The organism is Kushneria sp. Sum13 (assembly GCF_052692355.1).
The window spans coordinates 756,758-778,368 of the sequence record NZ_CP199847.1; the positions used below are offsets into that span (position 1 = coordinate 756,758).

The 21,611-nt window shown below is 59.8% G+C and carries 21 protein-coding genes and 1 tRNA gene; 13 read left to right on the forward strand and 9 right to left on the reverse strand.

Annotated elements, in window-relative coordinates; all coding sequences use genetic code 11:
• Positions 1-97 precede the first annotated feature (97 nt).
• Positions 98-925, reverse strand: coding sequence for an ion transporter (locus tag ACUN8C_RS03590; RefSeq protein ID WP_445620936.1), 828 nt, complete (start codon positions 923-925; stop codon positions 98-100).
• 69 nt (positions 926-994) lie between these two features.
• Positions 995-1,951 carry an N-acetyl-gamma-glutamyl-phosphate reductase gene (argC, locus tag ACUN8C_RS03595; protein ID WP_445620937.1) on the reverse strand — a complete coding sequence of 319 codons (957 nt, stop codon included), beginning with the start codon at positions 1,949-1,951 and terminating at the stop codon, positions 995-997.
• Between the two features lie 331 nt (positions 1,952-2,282).
• Here argC and ACUN8C_RS03600 point away from each other — a divergent pair, with 331 nt between their 5' ends.
• The 3 genes from ACUN8C_RS03600 (at position 2,283) to ACUN8C_RS03610 (ending at position 4,682) form a co-directional block, all read left to right on the forward strand.
• On the forward strand, positions 2,283-2,504 hold the full coding sequence (locus tag ACUN8C_RS03600; RefSeq protein ID WP_445620938.1) for a DUF2188 domain-containing protein: 222 nt from the start codon (positions 2,283-2,285) through the stop codon (positions 2,502-2,504).
• A gap of 237 nt (positions 2,505-2,741) precedes the next feature.
• Complete coding sequence (locus tag ACUN8C_RS03605; RefSeq protein ID WP_445620939.1) at positions 2,742-4,073, forward strand: sensor domain-containing diguanylate cyclase; 1,332 nt, start codon at positions 2,742-2,744, stop codon at positions 4,071-4,073.
• Between the two features lie 102 nt (positions 4,074-4,175).
• Complete coding sequence (locus ACUN8C_RS03610; RefSeq protein ID WP_445620940.1) at positions 4,176-4,682, forward strand: copper resistance protein NlpE; 507 nt, start codon at positions 4,176-4,178, stop codon at positions 4,680-4,682.
• Positions 4,683-4,747: 65 nt separating this feature from the next.
• Here the strand turns inward: ACUN8C_RS03610 and ACUN8C_RS03615 are convergent.
• The 3 genes from ACUN8C_RS03615 to ACUN8C_RS03625 all read right to left on the reverse strand — a co-directional run bounded on the left by ACUN8C_RS03615 (position 4,748) and on the right by ACUN8C_RS03625 (position 6,394).
• Positions 4,748-4,837: transfer RNA gene (locus ACUN8C_RS03615), tRNA-Ser, on the reverse strand.
• Positions 4,838-4,937: 100 nt separating this feature from the next.
• Positions 4,938-5,666 (reverse strand): DUF2076 domain-containing protein, encoded by a 729-nt coding sequence (locus ACUN8C_RS03620; RefSeq protein WP_445620941.1) that lies wholly within the window; start codon positions 5,664-5,666, stop codon positions 4,938-4,940.
• 59 nt (positions 5,667-5,725) lie between these two features.
• Entirely contained in the window at positions 5,726-6,394 is a 669-nt protein-coding gene (locus ACUN8C_RS03625; protein ID WP_445620942.1) for an HAD family hydrolase, read from the reverse strand.
• 132 nt (positions 6,395-6,526) lie between these two features.
• On the opposite strand from ACUN8C_RS03625, the gene ACUN8C_RS03630 reads away from it, so the two are divergent.
• Positions 6,527-7,453 (forward strand): sugar kinase, encoded by a 927-nt coding sequence (locus ACUN8C_RS03630; RefSeq protein WP_445620943.1) that lies wholly within the window; start codon positions 6,527-6,529, stop codon positions 7,451-7,453.
• A 97-nt stretch (positions 7,454-7,550) separates the two neighbouring features.
• On the opposite strand, the gene dps is transcribed toward ACUN8C_RS03630, so the two are convergent.
• The 3 genes from dps to ACUN8C_RS03645 form a co-directional block, all read right to left on the reverse strand.
• Positions 7,551-8,090, reverse strand: coding sequence for a DNA starvation/stationary phase protection protein Dps (gene dps, locus ACUN8C_RS03635; protein ID WP_445620944.1), 540 nt, complete (start codon positions 8,088-8,090; stop codon positions 7,551-7,553).
• 152 nt (positions 8,091-8,242) lie between these two features.
• Positions 8,243-9,811 carry a sodium:solute symporter family transporter gene (locus tag ACUN8C_RS03640; RefSeq protein WP_445620945.1) on the reverse strand — a complete coding sequence of 523 codons (1,569 nt, stop codon included), beginning with the start codon at positions 9,809-9,811 and terminating at the stop codon, positions 8,243-8,245.
• 184 nt (positions 9,812-9,995) lie between these two features.
• Complete coding sequence (locus tag ACUN8C_RS03645) at positions 9,996-10,769, reverse strand: FCD domain-containing protein (RefSeq protein ID WP_445620946.1); 774 nt, start codon at positions 10,767-10,769, stop codon at positions 9,996-9,998.
• A gap of 228 nt (positions 10,770-10,997) precedes the next feature.
• On the opposite strand from ACUN8C_RS03645, the gene manD reads away from it, so the two are divergent.
• The 6 genes from manD (at position 10,998) to uxuA (ending at position 18,088) form a co-directional block, all read left to right on the forward strand.
• A complete protein-coding gene (gene manD, locus ACUN8C_RS03650; protein WP_445620947.1) occupies positions 10,998-12,209 on the forward strand; it encodes a D-mannonate dehydratase ManD in 1,212 nt (403 codons plus the stop codon).
• Between the two features lie 188 nt (positions 12,210-12,397).
• Entirely contained in the window at positions 12,398-13,318 is a 921-nt protein-coding gene (locus ACUN8C_RS03655) for a TRAP transporter substrate-binding protein (protein ID WP_445621824.1), read from the forward strand.
• A gap of 91 nt (positions 13,319-13,409) precedes the next feature.
• Positions 13,410-14,003 (forward strand): TRAP transporter small permease, encoded by a 594-nt coding sequence (locus ACUN8C_RS03660; RefSeq protein ID WP_445620948.1) that lies wholly within the window; start codon positions 13,410-13,412, stop codon positions 14,001-14,003.
• Positions 14,004-14,007: 4 nt separating this feature from the next.
• Positions 14,008-15,294 (forward strand): TRAP transporter large permease, encoded by a 1,287-nt coding sequence (locus ACUN8C_RS03665; RefSeq protein WP_445620949.1) that lies wholly within the window; start codon positions 14,008-14,010, stop codon positions 15,292-15,294.
• Between the two features lie 62 nt (positions 15,295-15,356).
• Positions 15,357-16,856: a mannitol dehydrogenase family protein gene (locus ACUN8C_RS03670; protein WP_445620950.1), complete on the forward strand. Its 1,500-nt coding sequence runs from the start codon at positions 15,357-15,359 to the stop codon at positions 16,854-16,856.
• A 50-nt stretch (positions 16,857-16,906) separates the two neighbouring features.
• Complete coding sequence (gene uxuA, locus ACUN8C_RS03675; protein WP_445620951.1) at positions 16,907-18,088, forward strand: mannonate dehydratase; 1,182 nt, start codon at positions 16,907-16,909, stop codon at positions 18,086-18,088.
• An 81-nt stretch (positions 18,089-18,169) separates the two neighbouring features.
• On the opposite strand, the gene ACUN8C_RS03680 is transcribed toward uxuA, so the two are convergent.
• Complete coding sequence (locus ACUN8C_RS03680) at positions 18,170-18,928, reverse strand: hypothetical protein (protein WP_445620952.1); 759 nt, start codon at positions 18,926-18,928, stop codon at positions 18,170-18,172.
• Between the two features lie 257 nt (positions 18,929-19,185).
• Here ACUN8C_RS03680 and ACUN8C_RS03685 point away from each other — a divergent pair, with 257 nt between their 5' ends.
• From ACUN8C_RS03685 to ACUN8C_RS03695, 3 genes are all read left to right on the forward strand, one after another.
• The gene (locus ACUN8C_RS03685; RefSeq protein ID WP_445620953.1) at positions 19,186-19,764 is read left to right on the forward strand and encodes an NfeD family protein; all 579 of its coding nucleotides are present in this window, start codon (positions 19,186-19,188) and stop codon (positions 19,762-19,764) included.
• A 37-nt stretch (positions 19,765-19,801) separates the two neighbouring features.
• Entirely contained in the window at positions 19,802-20,551 is a 750-nt protein-coding gene (locus ACUN8C_RS03690) for a slipin family protein (RefSeq protein ID WP_445620954.1), read from the forward strand.
• Between the two features lie 101 nt (positions 20,552-20,652).
• Positions 20,653-21,291 carry a YceI family protein gene (locus ACUN8C_RS03695; RefSeq protein ID WP_445620955.1) on the forward strand — a complete coding sequence of 213 codons (639 nt, stop codon included), beginning with the start codon at positions 20,653-20,655 and terminating at the stop codon, positions 21,289-21,291.
• Positions 21,292-21,611 lie beyond the last annotated feature (320 nt).

Genomic DNA, 21,611 nt, shown 5'->3' on the forward strand with positions numbered 1-21,611 from the left:
CATGGGTGCATGTGAATCGGGAGCCGTGCGCTGCCCCCTTTTCATAAAGCGTAATGCAATTGCGACGTTATGCCTCATTCCTGCATGAAGGTTCGGATCAGGCGTCCCGGTTCGGACGGTTTTCGTCATCAGGGTGCGGCAGGGGCGAGGACGAAGGAGACGGATTGGAGGGATCGTTCATTTGGTCCAGCCGCTGGCGCAGCTCTCGGACCTCGCTGGTCAGCTCAACAATCTGATGGTAAAGGGCACGGGTCATGTCGCGCTGGGCGCGGGCCTCGCGGGATTCGCGCTCACTGTCATCGGCAATGAAAATCGAGCTGATATAGGCCGCAAAACTGCCGAAAAGACCCACGCCGCCGATCATCAGCAATACGGCAACCACACGGCCCAGCGTCGTCACGGGGTAGTAGTCGCCATACCCCACGGTGGTAACGGTCACGATCGCCCACCAAAGGGCATCCTCGGCCGTGTTGATCGGGCTCTCCGGGTTGGGGCTTTCCACCATCAGCATGGTGATGGCGCCAAAGGCCACCAGCAGCACCGTGGCGGTGGCGGCCGAGGCAAAAACGCCCTCGGCGCGGTTGCGAAACAAGAGCCGCCAGATCATTTCCATCGACTTGATCGCGCGCAGCACACGAAGTACCTGCACCACGCGAAACATGCGTGCGCCCTGAAAAAGCCCCGCCGGAATACACGCCAGCAGGTCGATCCAGCCCCAGCGCATGTAGGCCAGCTTGCTCTCGGCCCGCATGAAGCGCTGACAGAAATCGATGAAAAAGAACAGGCAGACGATGTAGTCCATGTACTGGAACAGCCGGGAAAGCTCCGGCGGGAGCGTCACCAGCATGCTGACGGCCATGGCGGTGATGACATAGATCGACAGCACCAGAATGAACAGCTGAAAGGGGGTGACGCGCTCTTTCATCGACAGTTCCGTTACGGCTGGACCAAAGATGACCTCCTGCCGCGTCGCACACGCGACAGGAGGTCGGGGTCAGTCGAGCCGACAGGCCAGACCGGTGGTCTCTTCAAGGCCCAGGTGGATGTTCATGTTCTGTACGGCAGCCCCCGCGGCGCCCTTGCCCAGGTTGTCCATGCGGGCCACCAGCGCCAGCCTTTCCTCGTTGCCAAAGACGCACAGGTCGACACGGTTGGTGTCGTTGCAGGCGGTGACGTCGAAAAAGCCGTTGTCGAGCGCCTCGCTGTCGCGGGCCGCCATGACATTTACAAAGGGGGCACCGTCGTAGTGCGCCTGCCAGGCACGGGTAATACGCTCGGCAGTGGTGCCCTCGGGCAGGTGGGAGCACTGAAGCGGAATGCTGACCGACAGCCCCTTCAGGAAGTTGCCCACGATCGGGGTGAACACCGGTGAGCGGTCGAGCCCGCCATGAATGCGCATCTCCGGCAGGTGCTTGTGGTCAAGTGTCAGAGCATAGGGGCGCGGGGCGTCCAGCGAGCCGTCGCGCGCGGCTTCATAATCGGCAATCATCTTCTTGCCGCCGCCGCTGTAGCCGGTCAGTGAAAAGGCCGAGAAAGGGTAATCGGATGGCAGAAGGCCGGCCTCAATCAACGGGCGAACCAGCATGATAAAGGCGCTGGCATGGCAGCCCACGTTGGCAATGCGCTTGCTGTCGCGAATACGCGCGCGCTGGCTTGGCGTCAGCTCCGGCAGGCCGTAGGTCCAGTCGGGGTCGGTACGAAAGGCGGTACTGGCATCGATCAGACAGGTATCGGGATTGTCGACCAGAGAGGCTGCTTCCCGTGAGGCCTCATCGGGCAGGCAGAGAAAGACGACATCGGCCTGATTGATCAGACGCGCCCGCTCATCGCGGTCCTTGCGGCGGTCGCTGTCGATGCGCAGCAGCTCGATATCGTCACGTGCCTGTAGATAGTCAAAAATTCTCAGGCCGGTCGTGCCTTCCTGGCCATCCACGAATACCCTGGACGTCATGGTCTACCTCGCGTGGGAGTAATGGGTCGAATCTGTTGGCTGCTGTCATTGTACCCCTTCAGTGCCGCCATGCACCCGAGGGTGGCAATTGGCCGGGAAAGGCACCAGGGGCATCTCGCCAGTCGAGTCGATGCGCGCATCAATTCGAAATATCAGTGGCTGAAAAATGAATCGTTTCGGGTATTAAATCAAATGATTGCACGCGCCGACCATCCGGATACGGTCGCAAAAGCCTCTGGCAAAACATCGGTCGTGGCTTATAGTCATTGCTGAAAAAATAAAAGGTCTGTGTGAACAATAATGGGCATGGCCCTGTCAGAGAGAGATCACAATGTCATTTGGCTATCTGGTGAGAAAGCAAAACGGCCGATGGCTGGTATGCAATGACAAGGATCAAATCATCAAGCGCTTTTGTACCAGGCGTACGGCGGTTCAATGGGCCGAAAAAAAGGCGCTGGAAAGACATGTCAGTGTCAGGGTATGCAAAACGGATGGCCGGCAGGATTATATTTTTAACCAGCCCCAAAACGAGAGCATTGCTCCTCGCCAGTGACTCGAGCCGGCAGGAGATGATTGAAAATCCCTGTTGTTCACTCCCTTAACTGATAAAGAAGCATTATCCCTTTTCCTCTCAAAGCATGTTTTTCATTCAGCATTTTTCATTCCCCAGTACTCCTCCGGCTCATGTGACCTGTGCCATTTGCACCCTTTGCAATACATTTTCGCGTTGAAAATGATTAATGCGTTAATCAGACAGGAAGCGCCAGAAACGGACGTTCATAATGTGTTCATGAGTAATTTTTATGTAATGGAAGGTAATCATCACAAGATGAGTCATTGTTTGCCGCCCGCCAACGACTGCCCGTCCATCGAGGCACTCGACAAGCTGAACATTGCAGCGCTGGTCTACCGGTGTGGCGAGCGTATTACGCTGGAAGGTGCCAACCATTCTGCCCGAACCCTTTTGAACCATTTCGATCCCTTCGAGGAGGATGAGCCCTGGCACTGGTATCCCGACGACAAGGGCGACCATCCTGCTCACGACTGGTGTCTTGATGACAACATCATCGAGCATGGACAGGCGCCGCGCGTGCGCTGGATCGGTTTCAAGGGAAGCCAGCGGCGTCTGGCGCTGAGTCTTACCGGCTGTCGACTGGCCAGTGATGGTGAGACCGCCCGAATCATGCTGGTGCTTCAGGACTGTACCCGCCAGATCGTTCAGCACGAAGAGCTCAGGCGCAGCCAGGAGTGTATTTCAAGCATCATCAATGCCACGCCCATGGGCATCTGTGTGCTGACCGAAGACGGGCGTTTTGAAATGGTCAACCCGGCTTACTGTCGCTTTCATGGTTATGAAGAGCACGAGTTGATTGGTCGATCCTTTTCGATGCTCGTGCCCTACAGCAGTTACCACTACCTGCAGTGCCAGCATCGAGGTGCACTGGGCAGCGGTCACGGCCATACCCAGCAGTTTGGAGAGTGTGAGCTGGTGGCGCGCAATGGCGAGCGCCATACGGTGATTGTCGAAAGCGTCCGCATCGAGGGAGAAGACGGCCGGCCGCGTGATGTGGTCTTTCTGGTCGACATCAGCGAGCGTAAAAAACTCGAGATGGCGCTGGAAGAAAAAAATGTGCGTCTTGAGTATCTGGCCACGCACGATGAGCTGACCGGCATTCGCAATCGTCGATTCGGGATCAGCAGCCTTGAGGCGGCACTTGAGCAGGCCGAACGTCAGGGTCTGGAGATCAGCGTGGCGCTGCTGGATATCGACCACTTCAAGCGCGTCAACGATGACTACGGCCATACCGTCGGTGATCAGGTGCTTCAGCAGTTTGCCGAGGTGCTGTCACGCCAGTTGCGCGTCAGCGATATTCTGGTGCGCTGGGGCGGGGAAGAGTTCATGCTGATCTTGCCGGGTATTGATGTCAGCGGTGCCTTTCAGGCGCTTGAGCGCCTGCGTCACTCGCTGGCGCTCGAGTATCTCAGTCCGCGCGGGCTGCAGGTCACTTTCTCGGCCGGCATCATCAATGCGCGCGGCATGAACTGTAATGATCTGGTGGAAGGCGTGGACCAGAAGCTTTATCAGGCCAAGGGGCGCGGTCGCGATCGAATCGTCTTTTGAAGGCCACGACAGTTTGATGCGACTCGACTACGTTTGCTTATAGTCATACAGGGTCAGGACCCGATAACGGTCAGGACAGTTAACGGTAAACGGGGGCGCGTCATGAAAAGAGCTTTTTCCAGTGGCATCATGCTGGCCGCAGCAGGTCTGGCACTCGGGGGCTGCAGTCAGCAGCCGGAAGTGTCATCGTCACCGCAGGTCATGTCCGTGGCAGAAAGCTGGCAGGGCGTGTTGCCATGTGCCGACTGCGAGGGGATCGATACCGAGCTGACGCTGGTGTCTTCCGGCATGACCGGATTTGCGTCGACCTATACGCTGAAACAGCGGTATCTGGGCAATGGCCGTGAGCAGGACGTACAAACGCGCTCGGGTGACTGGGTCGTGACGCGCGGCAATCAGGTAGACCCGCAGGCGGTGATTTACCGGCTCGACCCTGAAAGCGCCGACAGCTGCATGAGTTTTCAGGTCATCGGCAATGACCGTCTGCGCCAGCTGAACTGCAACGGTCAGGCCATCAATACCACGCACAATATCGAGCTGCGCCACGTGGCCGAGCCGATACAACCGGCATCAGGCTCGGCGGCACAGTCCACGCCCTACCAGGGGTAGATGGACAAACAGAGCCAGACGATCGCGCATAAAAAAACCGGCCACTGGGCCGGTTTTTTCATATATGGCGGAGAGGGAGGGATTCGAACCCTCGGTGGGCCTGAACCCACTCCGGTTTTCGAGACCGGCGCCTTCGACCACTCGACCACCTCTCCGAAGGCGCCATATAGTACTGATGCCGGGATGAAATGTCCATGCCCGAACGCCATCCGGAGGGTCGATCCGGTCCGTGAGCTGATACCCGGTCAGCAGTGGCTAGATCTCGTCGAAGTCGTCAAAGCCGCCATCATCCCCACCGAACAGGGAGCCGTCATCCTGAAAACCAGCGTCATCCTGAGGAGCATCGGATTGCGCATCGTAGTCGGTTTGAGCAAAACCGCCCTGATCCGTGCCGGAGTCACCGCTGTCCATGTCATTGACCTGATCGGCCTGGCTGTCAGTACCGACCGGGTCTTCAATGACCTCGGCAATCTCTTCGCTGTTGTGATGGCCGAACATGCCCATCAGCATGTTGCCCAGCATCATCCCGCCGGCAACACCCGCTGCCGTTTGCAGAGCACCGCCCAGAAAGCCACTGCCACCGCCGCGCAGGGCATTGCCGGGGGCGCTTGAGGCCGGGCCGTTGGTCTGCCAGTTCTGCCCCGGGCCACTGGCGGAAGGGCGCCCTGATGTACCGGGCGCCCGGCCGCGCTCGTTGGCGGGTTCCTCGCGCTGATCCGCGCCGAAAATGCCGGCCAGAAAGCCGCCACTACTGCGTTTCTCGCTTTTTTGCTTTTCCAGCGCCTCGACCCGGGCATTGAGCCGCTTGATCGCAGCTTCCTGAACCAGAATGGTCTGTGCCATGTAATAGGGGGCGCCGGGCTGGTCGCGCACGTGGTCATCAATGCATGCCTGCGCTTTCGCGTCACGCTCGCCGGTCTGCGCTTCGGCTTCCTTGAGGCGTGAAAACAGACCGTCGATCACTTCCTGTTCACTGCGTGCCATGGTGTTCTCCGTTCCATCAATGCGTAAGACCATTCAGGGGTTTGGACCGCTATCAGGCGTTATAGTGCCTGATTGAGCCTCTCCACCAGGGCGGGCAGATCCTTCATGTGAAGGAGTTCATGGGCGCGTGCCGGTGTCTGTTCCTCATCGGGGAAATGGTTGATATGGGCCACCTGCATGCCGGCGTCCAGCGCCGCGGTGACGCCAACCGGGGCATCATCAATGACCAGGCACTCCTCGGGGGTCACGCCCATGGCGTGTGCGGCGTGTAAAAAAAGCCTCGGGTCCGGCTTGAAGTGACCCACCTCGTAGGCCGAGAAAAGGTGATCGCCAAAAAAGTGCCCCAGCCCGGAAACCTCCATGGACTGGCGAATCTTGTTGAGCGGGCCGTTGGAGGCCACACAGCACAGATAGTCCGGCGCCAGGATTTCCATGACCGACTCGATGCCCTCAATCACGATCAGGTTATCCTTGAGACCCGCCATCAGGCGTGCACGCATGCGCGTTTCGGTCTCCTTTTTCAGGGTCTCGTCAACGGCGCCATGACGCTGCTCGAGTTCTGCCACGATATGGGCATAGACCACGCCGCGAAATTCGTTCATATAGTCGCTGGCACTAAAGGGCAAACCGGCCTCGGGCAGGGTTTGTGCCAGTACCTCGGCGAGCAGCGGTTCGCTGTCGACCAGCGTGCCGTCGCAGTCAAAGATCAAACATTTGAGTCGTGCCATGGGATCTCCTGAAACTGTTCTCTCGGGAACGTCGTGACGTTTGAAGGTATCGCCTGGAAAATGTCGTTGCTGCTTGAGTCCTTTTAGCTTCGGGTGCATCGTCGCAAAACACAATGCAAAGGGAGAACCATCTTGTCATCAACCATCGCGCTTATGGGCGAGTGCATGATCGAAATGCATGGCCGGCCGGGGCAGTCCGTTCATCAGACCTTCGGGGGCGACAGCTTCAATACGGCAGCTTACCTGGCGCGCCTGGCAGGCGATGCCCTGAAGGTGGAGTACGTCACGGCGCTGGGCAGCGACAGTTTCAGCCAGGCCATGCGTGAGCGCTTTACCCTGGAAGGGGTCGGTACTGGTAACGTCATGACCCTTGAGTCGCGTCTGCCGGGACTTTATTTCATTGAAACCGATGAGACAGGCGAGCGACGCTTTCACTACTGGCGAAGCGAAGCCGCGGCGCGCTTCATGCTGGATGGTGAGGAAAGCGAGCAGCTGCTGGCGCGTCTGGCACACACGGATACGCTCTATCTCAGCGGCATCAGTCTGGCCATTTTAACGCCCGAGGGCCGCCAGCGGCTGCTGGCGGGGCTGCCAGGCCTGCGCGAGCGCGGGGTCAGGGTGGTCTTTGACAACAACTATCGCCCCAGGCTCTGGGCCGATGTCGAGACCGCCCGTCAGGCGCACCAGGCGCTGCTGGCCCAGGTGGATCTGGCCATTGTCACCTTTGAGGATGATCAGGCCCTTTTTGGCCTTGAAACGCCCGAGGCCCTGTTTGCGTTTTATCGCGACCAGGGTGTGAGCGAGATCGTGATCAAGCGCGGCGCCGAGAGCTGTCTGATCGAGCACGACGGCAATCGCTACGAGGTGGCCGGTGAGCGGGTCGACAAGGTGGTGGATACCACCGCCGCGGGAGACTCCTTCAGCGCCGGCTATCTGGCCTGTCGTCTGACCGGTGGCGATGTCGAAAAATCAGCGCGCTGGGGTCACCGACTGGCGGGCACTGTCATTGGTCATCGTGGCGCCATCATTGATGTCGAGCTTATGCCCGAGATGCCCTGACATATCTATCGGCGTTTTGCTGGCCATACAAAAAACGGGAGCACCCCATAGGGTGCTCCCGTTGCCGTTTTCTCAGGCCAGTGAATGAGCCGCTGACTCAGGCGCCTTCCTGCATGTGGGCCTCGATAAACCACAGGTTGCTGTCGAGCGTGCGCGAGACGCCGGTCAGCAGATCGGAGGAGTCGGCATCGCCGAGCTTGTCGGTGTCATCAATGGACTTGCGTACCGTGGCACCGACGCCGGCGTAGTGATCGGCCAGCGCCTTGAGGTGATCCTCGATGCGGTGAATATTGGCCGGGTAGCTGTCAAGGCTGGTGTTCTGGGAAACCTGCTGCACCGTCCCCAGTGCCGTACCGCCAAGCTGAACGAGACGTTCGGCGACTTCGTCGACGTGGGCATCGATGCCGCTTCTGAAACCGTCGAGCATCTCGTGGACGGCGATGAACTGCGGGCCCTTGAGGTTCCAGTGGGCCTGCTTGATCACCAGCGCCAGGTCGATCAGCTCGGCCAGGCGAGCGTTCATGACCGCCACAACCTTTTCGCGCTCGCCTTCGGGAATATCGTTGCGCGTCGGGTAGAGCTTTGTTGCGGTTTTCTGGTTGGCGTCCTTGAGATTACGTGTGGTGGCACCGCTCATGAGTCACATCCTTTTGTCGAGACCGGTTAAACACTGCCCGCGTCCACGGGCGTGGCGTGTCGTCATGGCACGCCGTCGAATCCTTCCACTCATGAATTTTGGTACGTCCTGTCCCGATATCAAGGCTGAATTCAGAAACCGGCGTACGTGGATCAGATCAGAAGCGTCGGCAGCCACATGCTGAACGCCACGATCACTACAAAGAAAACGCCCAGCGCCGCCACGGTGGGCATGTGAACATCCAGCACCGGGCGCGGCATGGCATCAGCGTGCGTGCGACGATGCGTCACGGCACTCACCACCAGCGCCACCGCCAGCATGGTGACGGCGCCGGTCACGTTCCACCAGAACCAGAAAAGCTCCGGCACGAATAGCCACAAAAAGGCGTTGAGGCCCACGCCCGCGATCAGGCCGCAGTTGGCGCCGATGCCATTGATGGGCCGAATCAGAATGGCGGCCAGAAAGGTCGCCAGCATCGGGCCGAAAAACAGCGACCCGACCTTGTTGATCGCCTCGATAATGGTCGAGGCAATATTGCCGGTAAAAAAGGCCAGCGTGATGCAGACCACGCCCCAGAACACCGACATGAGCCGGGACAGACGCATGTAGCGTTTGTCATCGATCTTTCGGCCGCGCACGAAGAGATCTTCCACGCTGGCTGCCGACAGCGAATTGATCGCCGAGCTGGCCGAAGACATGGCCGCCGAAAAGATCGCCACAATCAGGATGCCGGTCAGCCCGGCAGGCAGATAGTCGCGTATGAACAGCGGCACCATCAGATCCGGCTCGTCAGCGGGGATCAGCGCGCGAAATTCCGGATTCGTGACGACCAGTGTGCCCATTACCAGCCCGAGCAGGCAGTAGCACAGCGTGACCGGAAAGCGCAGCAGGCCATTGGCCAGCAGGGTGTGGCGTGCGGTGCGCGCGTTGCGAGCGGACAATAGCCGCTGGGCCTGACTCTGATCGGCGCCGTAGTAGGCGGCGTAGAGAAAAAGCCCGCCGATCACCATGGGCCAGAAACCAAACCCGTTGTTGCCACTGCTGACCCCGAAGTCATCAAAGCGCACGGTCTCAAGACGTGCCGGGTCGACATTGGCCATGAAGGCGTCCCAGCCGCCCAGCAGCGACAGGGCAAACACCAGACAGACCACCAGCCCGATGACCAGCAGGATCATCTGAATCACATCGCCATAAACCACGGCCTTCATGCCGCCCTGACACGAATACACCAGCGTGACCACCCCGATCACGACAATGGTGGCCCACAGCGGCAGGCCCATGGCATGGGTGAGGATCAGGGCAATGGCATACACCATGACACTGGTGGCGAAGGCACGCGAGAGCTGAAACACCAGGCTCAACAGGATGCGAGTGCTGCGCCCGAAGCGTTTTTCCAGATAGCCATAGATACTGACGACACCGGCGGCGTAGAGCGTGGGGAAAAAGAGTACGACAAGAACGATCATTGCCAGCGGCACCGCGAACTCGTAAGTCAGCCAGATCAGGCCGCCGCCTTCCTTCATGCCGACAAAGGCGGGTGCTGAAATAAAGCTGACCGCCGACAGCTGCGTGGCCGCCGCCGACAGGGACAGCGGGAACCAGCCAAAGTCGCGGCTGCCCAGAAAATAGGCCTCGCCCGAGTGCTGCTGCCTGAAAAGCTGTCCCAGCAGCAAAAAGCCGCCCAGATATGCCACGATCACTGCGTAATCCAGCCAGGCCATATCACCCTCCCGTTTTCGGTCAGCCCTGTTGCGCTGCCGCTCATCCGTATTGGTATTGTTCTCTGAGGCGCTGCCTGCCGACATTGAATGCAGTCATTGGCACGCTGCACCTACCTACATTAGGTCAGATGCATGAGGGTGGCGAGACGGGCTGGGGGGACATGATCGGCAAGGGCCGGGAAACTCAGGAAGATGGGCGCTCGAGGCCGCGGGTGAACAGGTAGCCATCAAAGCCCGGGTCATCGGTATCGGAGTGGGTGAACAGCGTATGCATCACATGCTCGATATGCCCCCACATCGCGTCATGAGCACCGGCGCTGTCGCGTTTTTTAAGGCAGGCGAGAATACGGTCGTGGTCATCCAGCCAGCTGCGACGATAGGAGAAATCCATGATGCGTCCGTGCAGCCGTCGCCACATGGGGCTTCGGTCGCGCTGCTCCCAGAGCCGATTGACGGCGTCCTCCAGCAGGGTGTTTTGACTGGCCCGCGCAATCAGCAGATGAAAAGCGCGATCGGCCTGATCGGGGGCATTGGTCAGCTCCTGACCGCCGATCGAGGTCTCCAGCGCCTGACGCTCCTCGGCCAGTAGCGTCGACAGGGCGCGAATGTCGGCCGGCGTTACCAGTTCGGCCGCGGCTGCGGCCACGGCGCTTTCCACCACCTGACGCGCCTTCAAAAGCTCGAAGGGGCCGATATCTTCGACAGGCTCGGCCTGTGCGTTGGTGGAGGCAGGTCGGGGCCTGTCACCGGGGGCGCAGACATAGGTCCCTGAGCCCTTGCGTACCTCCACGCGCCCGGCCAGTTCCAGCATGATGAAGGCCTCGCGCACCACCGTGCGGCTCACGTCAAAGCGCTCGGCGTATTCGCGCTCCGTGGGCAGTCGATCGCCGGGGATATACCCGTCGCGGTCGATCTGCTGACCGATCTGCTCGCCAATGATCTGATACTGTCGGCGCATCCCGACCTCCCTGATGGCACCGGCCCGTGATGGCCACGATCCGGTCAATTTTTGGCGGCCCAATGTGGCATGCCAGTTTTACCACGATGTGCTGATGCAGCCTATCTGACAATACTTTAAAACGCGCTGTGAAGCTTTGCGACGTCGATGTATACCAATGTCTATTTGGTATACCAATCATAATACAGGTAGCCTGGCACCATTGATGTACACAGGCAGAGAACCTTTATGAAGATTGTGGATGCGCGCGTCATCGTGACCTGCCCGGGTCGAAATCTGGTCACGCTGAAAATCGAAACCGATGAAGGAATCTACGGCATCGGCGATGCCACGCTCAACGGTCGTGAGCTGGCGGTGGTGGCCTATCTCGAGGAACATGTGGCGCCGGCGCTGATCGGACGCGATCCTTCCAGCATCGAGGACATCTGGCAGTTCTTCTATCGCGGGGCCTACTGGCGCCGTGGGCCGGTCACCATGTCGGCGATCGGTGCCGTGGACATGGCGCTGTGGGACATCATGGGCAAGGCCGCCGGCATGCCGCTTTACAAGCTGCTGGGGGGCAAGAGCCGCGAGCGCGTCATGGTTTACGGCCACGCGACCGGCCATGACATCGAGGGCTGCCTCGAAGAGGTACAGCGCCACGTGGATCAGGGCTATCGCGCCGTGCGCGTGCAGTGCGGCATTCCCGGCATCGCCTCTACCTACGGCGTCGCCAAAAAGGCTGGCGAGCGTTATGAACCGGCCGATTCGAGCCTGCCCAGTGAAAACGTCTGGAGCACCTCGAAATATCTCAATCATGTGCCGAAGCTTTTCCGGGCCGTACGCGAACGCTTCGGCGATGACCTGCACGTGCTGCACGACGTGCACCACCGGCTAACCCCCATCGAGGCGGCGCGACTGGGCAAGGAAGTCGAGCCCTATCATCTGTTCTGGCTCGAGGACTGCGTGCCGGCCGAGAATCAGAGCGCATTTCGCATGATTCGCCAGCACACCACCACCCCGCTGGCGGTAGGGGAAGTCTTCAACTCGATCCACGATTGCCGTGAGCTGATCGAATCACAGTCGATCGACTATATCCGCGCCACGCTGACCCACGCCGGTGGCATCACCCATGTGCGTCGTATCGCGGCACTGGCCGAGCTTTACCACGTGCGCACCGGCTTTCACGGACCGACCGATCTTTCCCCGGTCTGCATGGGCGCGGCGCTGCATTTCGATACCTGGGTACCCAACTTCGGTATTCAGGAACACATGCCGCACAGTGAGGAGACCGAGGCAGTTTTCCCGCATGCCTACCGCTTCGAGGATGGCCACTTCACACCGGGCGAGGTGCCCGGTCATGGGGTGGACATCGATGAGGACCTGGCCGCGAAGTACCCCTACAAACGCGCCAGTCTGCCGGTCAATCGGCTCGAGGATGGCACGCTCTGGCACTGGTAGGTCGATAGCGCCCTGTCTGAAAACAGGCAGGACGACAGATACGGGCTGCCAGGCAGCCGATGATCCCACCGCTGGATTTGATCAGGGCCTGGGCCCTGAAGGAGCAAGGTATGTCGATGCGTCAATTGTCACGTCTGCGTCTGTCACAGCTGATCGGTGCCGGTGTGCTGGCCGCTGGTGTGCTGGCGATGGCCACCCCCGTACAGGCAGCAGATTACACGCTGAAATTCGGCCATCTGGCCAATGAGCAGAACATCTGGAACAAGGCCGCCATGCACTTCAAGGAGGAAGTCGAGAAAAACTCCGACGGCCGTATCGAAGTGCAGGTCTACCCCAATGAACAGCTGGGCAACGAGATGGATACGATCAACTCCATCCAGCTGGGCACGGCCGACATGACCATTACCGGGGAGAGCCTGCAGAACTGGGCCCCCAAGGCCGCCATGATGGCCGTTCCCTATGCCTTTCGCGACAGCGAACAGCTCAAAAAGGCGGTCGATGGCGACATCGGCGACGAGATCGAGGCCCAGATCACCGAACGTACCGGGCTGGTCCCGCTGACCTGGTTTGAGCGCGGCGCCCGTGAGCTGACCGCCAACCGCGAGATCAAGACACCGGATGACCTGAAGGGGCTGCGTCTGCGTGTGCCCAACGTGCCGCTGTTTGTCGATACCTGGCAGGCGCTGGGGGCACGGCCCACGCCGATGTCCTTCAGTGAGGTCTTCACCTCGCTGCAGCAGGGCACCATCGATGCTCAGGAAAACCCGCTGTCGCTGATCGAAAGCGCGAGCCTCTCCGAGGTGCAGAAATACGTCAACATGACCAACCACGTCAGAAGCTGGATCTATGTCGTGATTGGCAAGCGCAAGCTCGACAGCATGCCGGACGATCTGCAAAAGGTCGTGCGTGACGCCGCAGGCGACATGCAAAGCTATGAGCGCACGCTGTTTGTTGAAGACCAGAAGCGTCTGGAGAAGGCGCTCAAGGACAAGGGCATGACCTTTGTCGAGGTCGACACCCAGGCCTTTGCCGACAAGGCCATGCCGGCCATCAAAAAGGCGCTCGACCCCGAGCAGACCGAGCTTCTCGAGCGCATCGAAAAACTCTGATCGCTCGTCTCATCTTCGGATAAAGGCGTTATTGCTGACCTTCACGCCCCTTGTGCCCTGCGCAAGGGGCGTGACAGCAGGGAGAGACAACGTGAGTAACACTGAAAAGCGAGCCAGTGATGCACTGGAAGCGCTCGACGTTCTGGGGCGCGTGCCGCGACTGGGCGGCGTATTCGGCACCCTGGTCAATGGGCTTGATCGAGTGCTGGCCACGATCGCCGGTCTGATACTGGTCACGATCGCCGGTGTGGTGATCCTGCAGATTCTCGGTCGCTTGATCCTTCCGGCGGCCCCGGTATGGACCGAGGAGCTGTCGCGCTATCTCTTTATCATGATGATTGCCGTCAGTGCCGGTCTTGTCATGCGTCGCGGCAAGCACATCAGTCTGGAGCTTTTTCATCATCGCTTCGGCGTCAGGGGCGCCTGCCTTTATCAGCTGTTGATCAGCGTGGTGCTGGTCGGTTTTGCCTGGTTGATCGTGCCCTACGCCCTGCAATACGCCAGCATCGGCGCCTTTCAGACCTCGCCGGCGCTCAAGGTGTCGATGCAATGGGTCTTTGGCGCCACCGTGGTGCTGTTTGCCATGGTCATTTTGTACGGCGTGATCGGTGGCATTGAAGCCGTGGCCGGGCTTTTGAGCCTGTCTCGTGACAACAAGACAACGCCTGCCGGCGAGCGGAGGTAGCCCCATGGAAGTCCTGATGCTGTTTGCGGTATTTTTTGTCCTGCTGTTTGCCGGTATTCCGATCGCGTTTGCGCTTGGCATCTCCTCGGCGGCCTACCTGTTCACTGCTGGAATCCCGCTGACCATCGTGCCCCAGCGCATGTTTGCCGGCATGGATTCGTTTGTGCTGCTGTGTATTCCCGGGTTCATTCTGGCCGGGAACCTGATGAATGTGGGCAACATTACCGAACATATCGTGCGCTTTTCCAACGCCGTGGTCGGTCACATTCGCGGTGGTCTGGGGCTGGCCAACGTGGGTGGTTCGATGATCTTTGGTGGCATCTCCGGCACGGCCGTGGCCGATGCGGCAAGCGTCGGTGCCGTGATGATTCCCGGTATGGCGAAGTCCGGCTATGACAAGCCCTTTGCGGCAGCGGTCACGGCCGCTTCCTCAACGATTGGCCCCATCATTCCGCCCAGCGTGCCGATGATCATCGTCGGGTCGCTTTCCGGTATCTCGGTCGGGCGCATGTTTATCGCCGGTGTGGTGCCGGGCATTCTGCTGGCACTGGGCATGATGATTACCGTCTACGTGCTGGCAGTGAAAAGAGGCTATCCGAAGGAAAAGCGCGCCACGCTCAAGGAGATCCTGAGTGAGGGCAAGAGCGCGTTCTGGGCGCTGTTGATGACCTTCATCATTCTCTACGGGATCATCGGCGGGTTCTTTACGCCGACGGAAGCCTCGATCGTGGCCTGTATCTATGCGCTGGTGGTGGGGATGTTCGTCTACAAGGGGCTGAACTGGCGCAACCTGCCGGGGCTGTTTGTGGATGCCGCCCTGACGTCGGCGGCGCTGATGATGCTGGTGGGTCTGGCCAATCTGTTTGGCTGGATTCTGACCAGCGAGCGCATCCCGCAGATGATCGCCGACGGCATTCTGGGCATCAGCGACAACCCGCTGATGGTGATTTTGATCCTTAACCTGATTCTGCTGTTTGTCGGCACCTTCATGGAAACCATCGCAGCGCTGATTATCCTGTTCCCGGCGCTGCTGGGCGTGGCGACCGGCGTCGGTGTTGATCCGGTGCACTTTGGCATCATGGCGGTACTGAACCTGATGATCGGTCTGACCACGCCGCCGGTGGGCATCTGCCTGTTTGTGGTGTCAGGAATTGGCGAAATCCGCATGAGTGAAGTGGCCCGCGCCATCGTCCCGTTTCTTTTGTGCAATTTGGCGGTACTGGTGCTGGTGATGTATATCCCGGCCATTTCGCTGTGGCTGCCCAATCTGGTCATGGGCCCGGCGGGATAACGTGGCGTTTGAAACCGTAAGGGGGGCACAGGCTGGCAGGTGCCCCCGACAAGGAGACCGTAATGAGCCCATCCGATAATCACGACGCCATCGAGGTGGTACGCATCGCCTCGGAAAACGCCCCCGAGCGCATCGGCATCGTGCACCTGGGGCTGGGTGCCTTTCATCGGGCGCACCAGGCGCAGGTGGTCGAGCAGTGCATCGCTGGTGGCGAGCGTGACTGGGGCATCTGCAGCGTCAATATTCGCGGCAATCGCGCGCTGGTGGACGCCCTGCGGGATCAGGGATTTCGCTACCATCTGGCCGAATATACGGACCGCGCACATGTCACCCTGCGCGAGATTCGTGCCATCAATGAGACGATGTTCACCGGTACGGATGCCCGGGGCCTGCGCGGCGAGGATCTTCCCGCGCTGCTGGCTCGTCTGAGCGATCCGGATACCCACATCGTCACGCTTACGGTGACCGAGAAGGGCTATTACCTGAGCCCCAGTGAAGGGACGCTGCTGATCGATGATCCGGCCATTGCTGCCGACATCGCCCATTTTGATGCGCCCCGTACGGCACCGGGGATTCTGGTTGAGGCGCTTGCCCGGCGGCGACAGGCCGGCATTGCGCCCTTTACGGTGCTCTCCTGTGACAACATGCCGGACAATGGCGAGCGCACCCGCCGGGCCGTGGTGGCACTGGCCGAGCAGCGTGACGTCGCGCTTGCCGACTGGATCAAGTCACAGGTGGCCTTTCCCTCCAGCATGGTGGATCGCATCGTGCCAGCCATGGATGAGGAGGCTTTCGGGCGCCTGCAGGCGCTGGGCTGTGATGATCCGGCAGCCGTGGTCAGCGAGGCCTTCCTTCAATGGGTGATCGAGGATCACTTCCCACAGGGACGGCCCGACTGGGGACAGTACGGCGTCGAGATGGTCGAGGATGTTGCGCCCTTTGAGACCATGAAGCTTCGCATGCTCAACGGTGCGCATTCGCTTCTGGCCTATACCGGCCCGCTGATGGGGCTGGAAACGGTGGCCGAGGCTGTCACCGATCCGCTGCTGCAAAAGCTTTTGCGTCGTTACATGCTGGAAGAAGCGGCGCCGACCCTGTCGATGCCGGAGAGCGTGTCGCTTGAAGACTACGCCCGCGCGCTCATGGCACGTTTTGGCAATGACAGCCTGCGCCACCGGCTGCACCAGATCGCCATGGACGGTTCGCAGAAGCTCCCTCAGCGCTGGCTGCGCGGCGGCGAGGAGCGGTTAAACGCCAGTGATGACGCGCAGGCGCTGAATGCGACCGTGTTTGGCGTGGCGGCCTGGATTCGCTATACCCGTGGCGTGGACGAGCAGGGCCGAACCTATCCGGTCAGCGACCCGATGGCGGATCGACTGGCGCAGTGTCATGACCATGAGCGCAGCGTTGATCGCGCGGCGGCCGTCATGGGGATCGAGGCGATCTTCTCTGCGTCGCTGGTCCGCGCGCCGCGCTTTGGGGAACAGGTACAACAGGCCCTGGCATCAATCGAACAACTCGGTATGCGCGCGGCGCTTGAGCAGCATCTGGCTGGCGTTTAAGCAGGTCCCGGTTTTCGGGATGATTTCAGGATTCAGGACAGGAGAGAGGCATGGAACATACCTGGCGCTGGTTCGGCCCCAATGACCCGGTGACGCTATCCGAGATTCGCCAGGCCGGTGCCACCGGTATTGTCACGGCCCTGCACGGACACGCTCCGGACGCGCCCTGGTCGGTCGAGGAGATTGCCGAGCGAAAGCATTTGATCGAGGCGGCAGGGCTGTCCTGGTCGGTGGTGGAAAGTGTGCCGGTGCCGGAGTCGATCAAGCAGGGGCTGGATATTTCAGCCCGGGACCGTGCCATCGAAGTGTTCTGCTCAACGCTTGAAAACCTTGCGGCCAGCGGGATTGATACGGTGTGCTACAACTTCATGCCGATTCTGGACTGGACGCGTACCGAGCTTGAATGGCCCACCGAGACCGGTGGGCGGGCGCTACGCTTTGATCAGACGAGCTTTGCGGCTTTTGAGCTGTTCATTCTTGAGCGCCCGGGGGCTCAGGCGCTTTACAGCGAGGCCGAGATCGAGGCGGCGCGACAGCATTTCGAGGGCATGGATGACGAGGCGAGAAAGCGGCTGGTCACCACTCTGATCGCCGGGCTGCCGGGGGCGGATCAGCACTACACGCTGGCGCAGTTTCTCGAGCATCTGAAAGCCTACGAAGCCATTGATGAGGATCGGCTGCGGGACAACTATCGCCATTTTTTACAGCAGGTGGTGCCGGTGGCCGAGCGGCTGGGCATGCGTCTGGCCGTGCACCCGGATGATCCGCCGCGCCCGCTGCTGGGGTTGCCGCGGATTGTCTCGACGGCGGCCGATGCGCGCTGGGTGCTGGACCAGGTGAAAAGCCCGGCCAACGGTCTGACGTTTTGTACCGGCTCTTATGGCGTGCGAAAGGACAATGACCTTGTCGCGATGGCGCGTGAGTTCGGCCCGCACCTTCATTTTGTCCATCTGCGCGCCACCCGGCGTGACGATGATGACCCGCAAAGCTTCATCGAGGCAGAGCATCTGGACGGCGATGTCGATATGGTCGGGGTGATTCGTGAACTGATCGGCGAGGAGCGTCGCCGTGAAGAAGAAGGGGGAGCACGAATGCCGATGCGCCCCGATCACGGCCATCAGCTTTGTGATGACCGCGTACGCCAGACCAATCCAGGCTATCCGTTGATCGGGCGTCTCAAGGGGCTGGCCGAACTGCGCGGCGTGGAGTGCGCCGTACGCGCGCTCTGTTAGAGCACGCTCTGTAGGCATGGCCTTTATGGGTGCGGCTTTTATGGAAGCGGTCCAGAAGGCGGCCTCGCTGCCAGGGTGACGTCAGGACCCGGACGAAAAGGCTTTTGTCGCCCGGCGCCAGAGGGCCCGCGGTGCTCTGGCGGCCCGGCGCAGGTGGCGGGTACGGTGACGGCGCAGCGCCTTCGCCGGCAGGCGATAGCCCATGTTTTCCTCGATGGTGTAGCGGCAGGGGTTGCAGAGCCCGCAGGGTGCGCGATCGATGGGCGTGTAGCAGAACCAGGCCTTTTCCAGCGCCTCGATGAAACCATGACGCTCGGCCTCGGCCTTCATCTGCGTCTTGGAGACTTCCAGCAAGGGAAAGTCGAAGAAGCGGAAAATGGCTTCGTCAGTCTCGACCCGATCATCAAAGGTCCAGCTGCCGTCCTCGGTGGCCACCACCCTGCCTTTCAGAAAGTGATAGGCCTTGTCATCCACGTGCACGCTCAGCTCCAGATGCTCGATCCCTTCGCTTTTGGCATAGCGTGCCAGCCAGTCGTACTGGCTGCCCAGATGTGCTTGCTGAGTCAGCCGATGGTATGCCGCGCTCAGGTCAGGTATCTCCGCGATTTCGCTGACCGGCGTGATCCGCAGTGGCTCGATTCGGGCGGCGGCGTCGGGATCAATCCCGGCCAGGGCCGCGCGCACCTCGGAAATGGCCTGCAGCTCACGCAGGCTGGAGGCTCGTCCCAGATCGACGATGTAGTGCGGTACAACCGTTCTTTTCTCGACCATGGCGGCCCATAGCACCCGATAGGTCGAGTCCCAGCCACCTGTCCACAGCACATCTATCCGGGATCGCATTCAGGTCTCCATAAGTTGGCGTGAATATATTCGGGCCAACGCTATCGCATCTGGCGGGGCGGTCATTAGGCCGTTTCGCGCGCCTTTTACCAATGGACGGCGTCCTTTCACACCTTCCTGTCTTCATGGCTTTCCGGCGCCGTGTCCAGCCATGTTCCATCTCATTCTTTCCGATGATGCATTCAGACAGGATGCAGCCAGCAGGTGTACCCTGTTGATCACTGATATCTGATGCACTGCGCCTGCCGGGAGGTCTGATGAAACCTGCACCTCGCATACTGACCTTTCTTTTTCTCTTGCTGGTGGCGCTGCCAGCCTGGGCGGCCACGCCACTGGCCGTTGAAGACGGGGTCCTGATCCTGCTGCTCGGTCTTTTATTGATTGGCATCGAGGCCATAACGCCGACCTTCGGTGTGGTGGGATTACTGGGCCTTCTGGTTTTTGTGGTGGGTGCCTCGATGATGGTCAACGCAGGACTTTTGCCCGGCGGTGACAGTGCGCTGGGCATGACGCTGGTTATCGCCACTGCGCTGCTTTTGGGCGCCTTTTTGCTGTGGATCGTCATGCGCTTTTTACGCTTTCGCCGTATCACCCCGATGGGCGGGCGCGAGGAAGTCATCGGTGCGGTGGCCGAAGCCACGCGCCACTTTACCGAGCACCATCAAAATGAGTATCACGGCTATGCGCGCGTGCAGGGGGAGCGGTGGCAGGCGCGCAGCGTCACGCCCGTGGCAGAAGGAGAGCGCCGCCGCGTCAGCGATGTGCACGGCCTTGTGCTGATACTGGAACACGAGGCGATCCCCGCCAAGAAGGATGCAACATCCACGCACGAATAATCCTGCCAGCCTCTATACGGTATAAGGGAGACATCGCATGCTGACCTATCTGATTCCCGTTGTTGTCATTGTTTTCATTCTTGCCGCGTCGGTGAAGGTACTGCCCGAATACAAGCGCGGGGTGGTGTTTTTTCTGGGGCGCTTTCAGGGTGTAAAGGGGCCGGGGCTCTTTTTCATCATTCCCGTGGTCCAGAAGATGGATATCGTGGATCTGAGAACCGTGACGCTGGATGTGCCGGGTCAGGACGTCATCTCCCGGGATAACGTGACGGTGCGGGTCAACGCGGTGGTCTATTTCAAGGTGGTCGACCCCGAGCGCGCCATCATTCAGATCGAAAATTACGGCATGGCCACCAGTCAGATTGCACAGACCACGCTGCGCTCGGTGCTGGGCAAGCATGACCTTGATGAAATGCTCTCCGAGCGCGACCGTCTCAATGATGATATTCAGGTCATTCTTGATCAGCAGACCGAGGCCTGGGGCATCAAGGTCTCCAATGTCGAGATCAAGCAGGTCGATATCAGCGAGGACATGGTGCGTGCGATTGCCCGTCAGGCCGAAGCCGAGCGCGAGCGTCGGGCCAAGATCATCGCTGCCGAAGGCGAGATGCAGGCCTCCGAGAAACTGGTGGAGGCCGCCGACATCATGTCGAGAAATCCGGCCGCTCTGCAGCTTCGTTATCTGCAGACCATGAGTGACATGAGCAACAAGAATGCCTCGACCATCGTGTTTCCGCTGCCGCTGGAAATCACCAAAATCTTTGAGCAGATGCGCAATCACTCCTGACGCGCAATGGCAATGTCAAATGTGAAATCGTGCCGCAGTGATCATTGATTTAATCTATGCTGTGTCATGTTGTTTCTAGGATCATCGAGGGAGAGTGTCACGTGATAAAAACGACCGCATTGAGTGCTGCCGTACTGGCAGGCATGCTGAGCATTGCGCCGGCCATGGCCGATCAGCAGCAGCCTGAAACCGACAACATCAACGATGTTCCGGCCGGCAATTACACGATTGACCCGCTGCATTCCAAGATCACATGGGGCGTGGACCATTACGGCTTTTCGCACTACGAAGGCCAGTTTGTTGATCTGTCCGGGTCGCTCAGACTTGGCGAAGATCCCGCTGCCAGCAACCTGAAAATCGAAATACCGCTGAACAAGGTGCTGACCGGCAGCGATCTGAGCGAACACCTTCAGGGTGAGAAGTTCTTTAATAGCGCCGAGCATGCAACGGCCACCTTTACCTCGACCAGCATCGAAATTGATGGTGATGATGAGGCCACGATCACCGGTAATCTCGCCCTCAATGGTCAGACCCATCCGGTCGAGATTGACGCCGAATTCAATCGCGGGGCGGTGTATCCCTTCGATGAGAAATATCATATCGGTTTCAACGGTGAAGCCACGATCAAGCGCAGCGACTTCGCCATGAATTATCTGATCCCCGAAGATGACCAGCAGGGCATCAGCGATGAGGTCACGCTTCATATCGAAGCCGAGTTCGTGCCCGAGAAGACTCAGTAACTGCGGCACTGACCGGGCGTGATGTGACTGCGCCCTGGTCCCGAAAGCCGTGATCCTTGCCGATCACGGCTTTTTGCTGCCGGTACCCGGGATGTGGTCACGCGCTCATGCCCGGTTTGGCCGGAAGCCCGTGATCGGTCATCCAGCGCACGAGATGCCCCCAGCGGGATGCACAATGGATACCCGGCTGTTAAACTGCGCCGCAATTGATGACCTCAACAATGAGTTGAAGCAATGATCTCGATGCCTGTCACGACGTTCTGGCGCCTTACGCCACCCTGAGCCTTTCAGGAATGTCCGCTCACCCGAGCGGTGCGCTC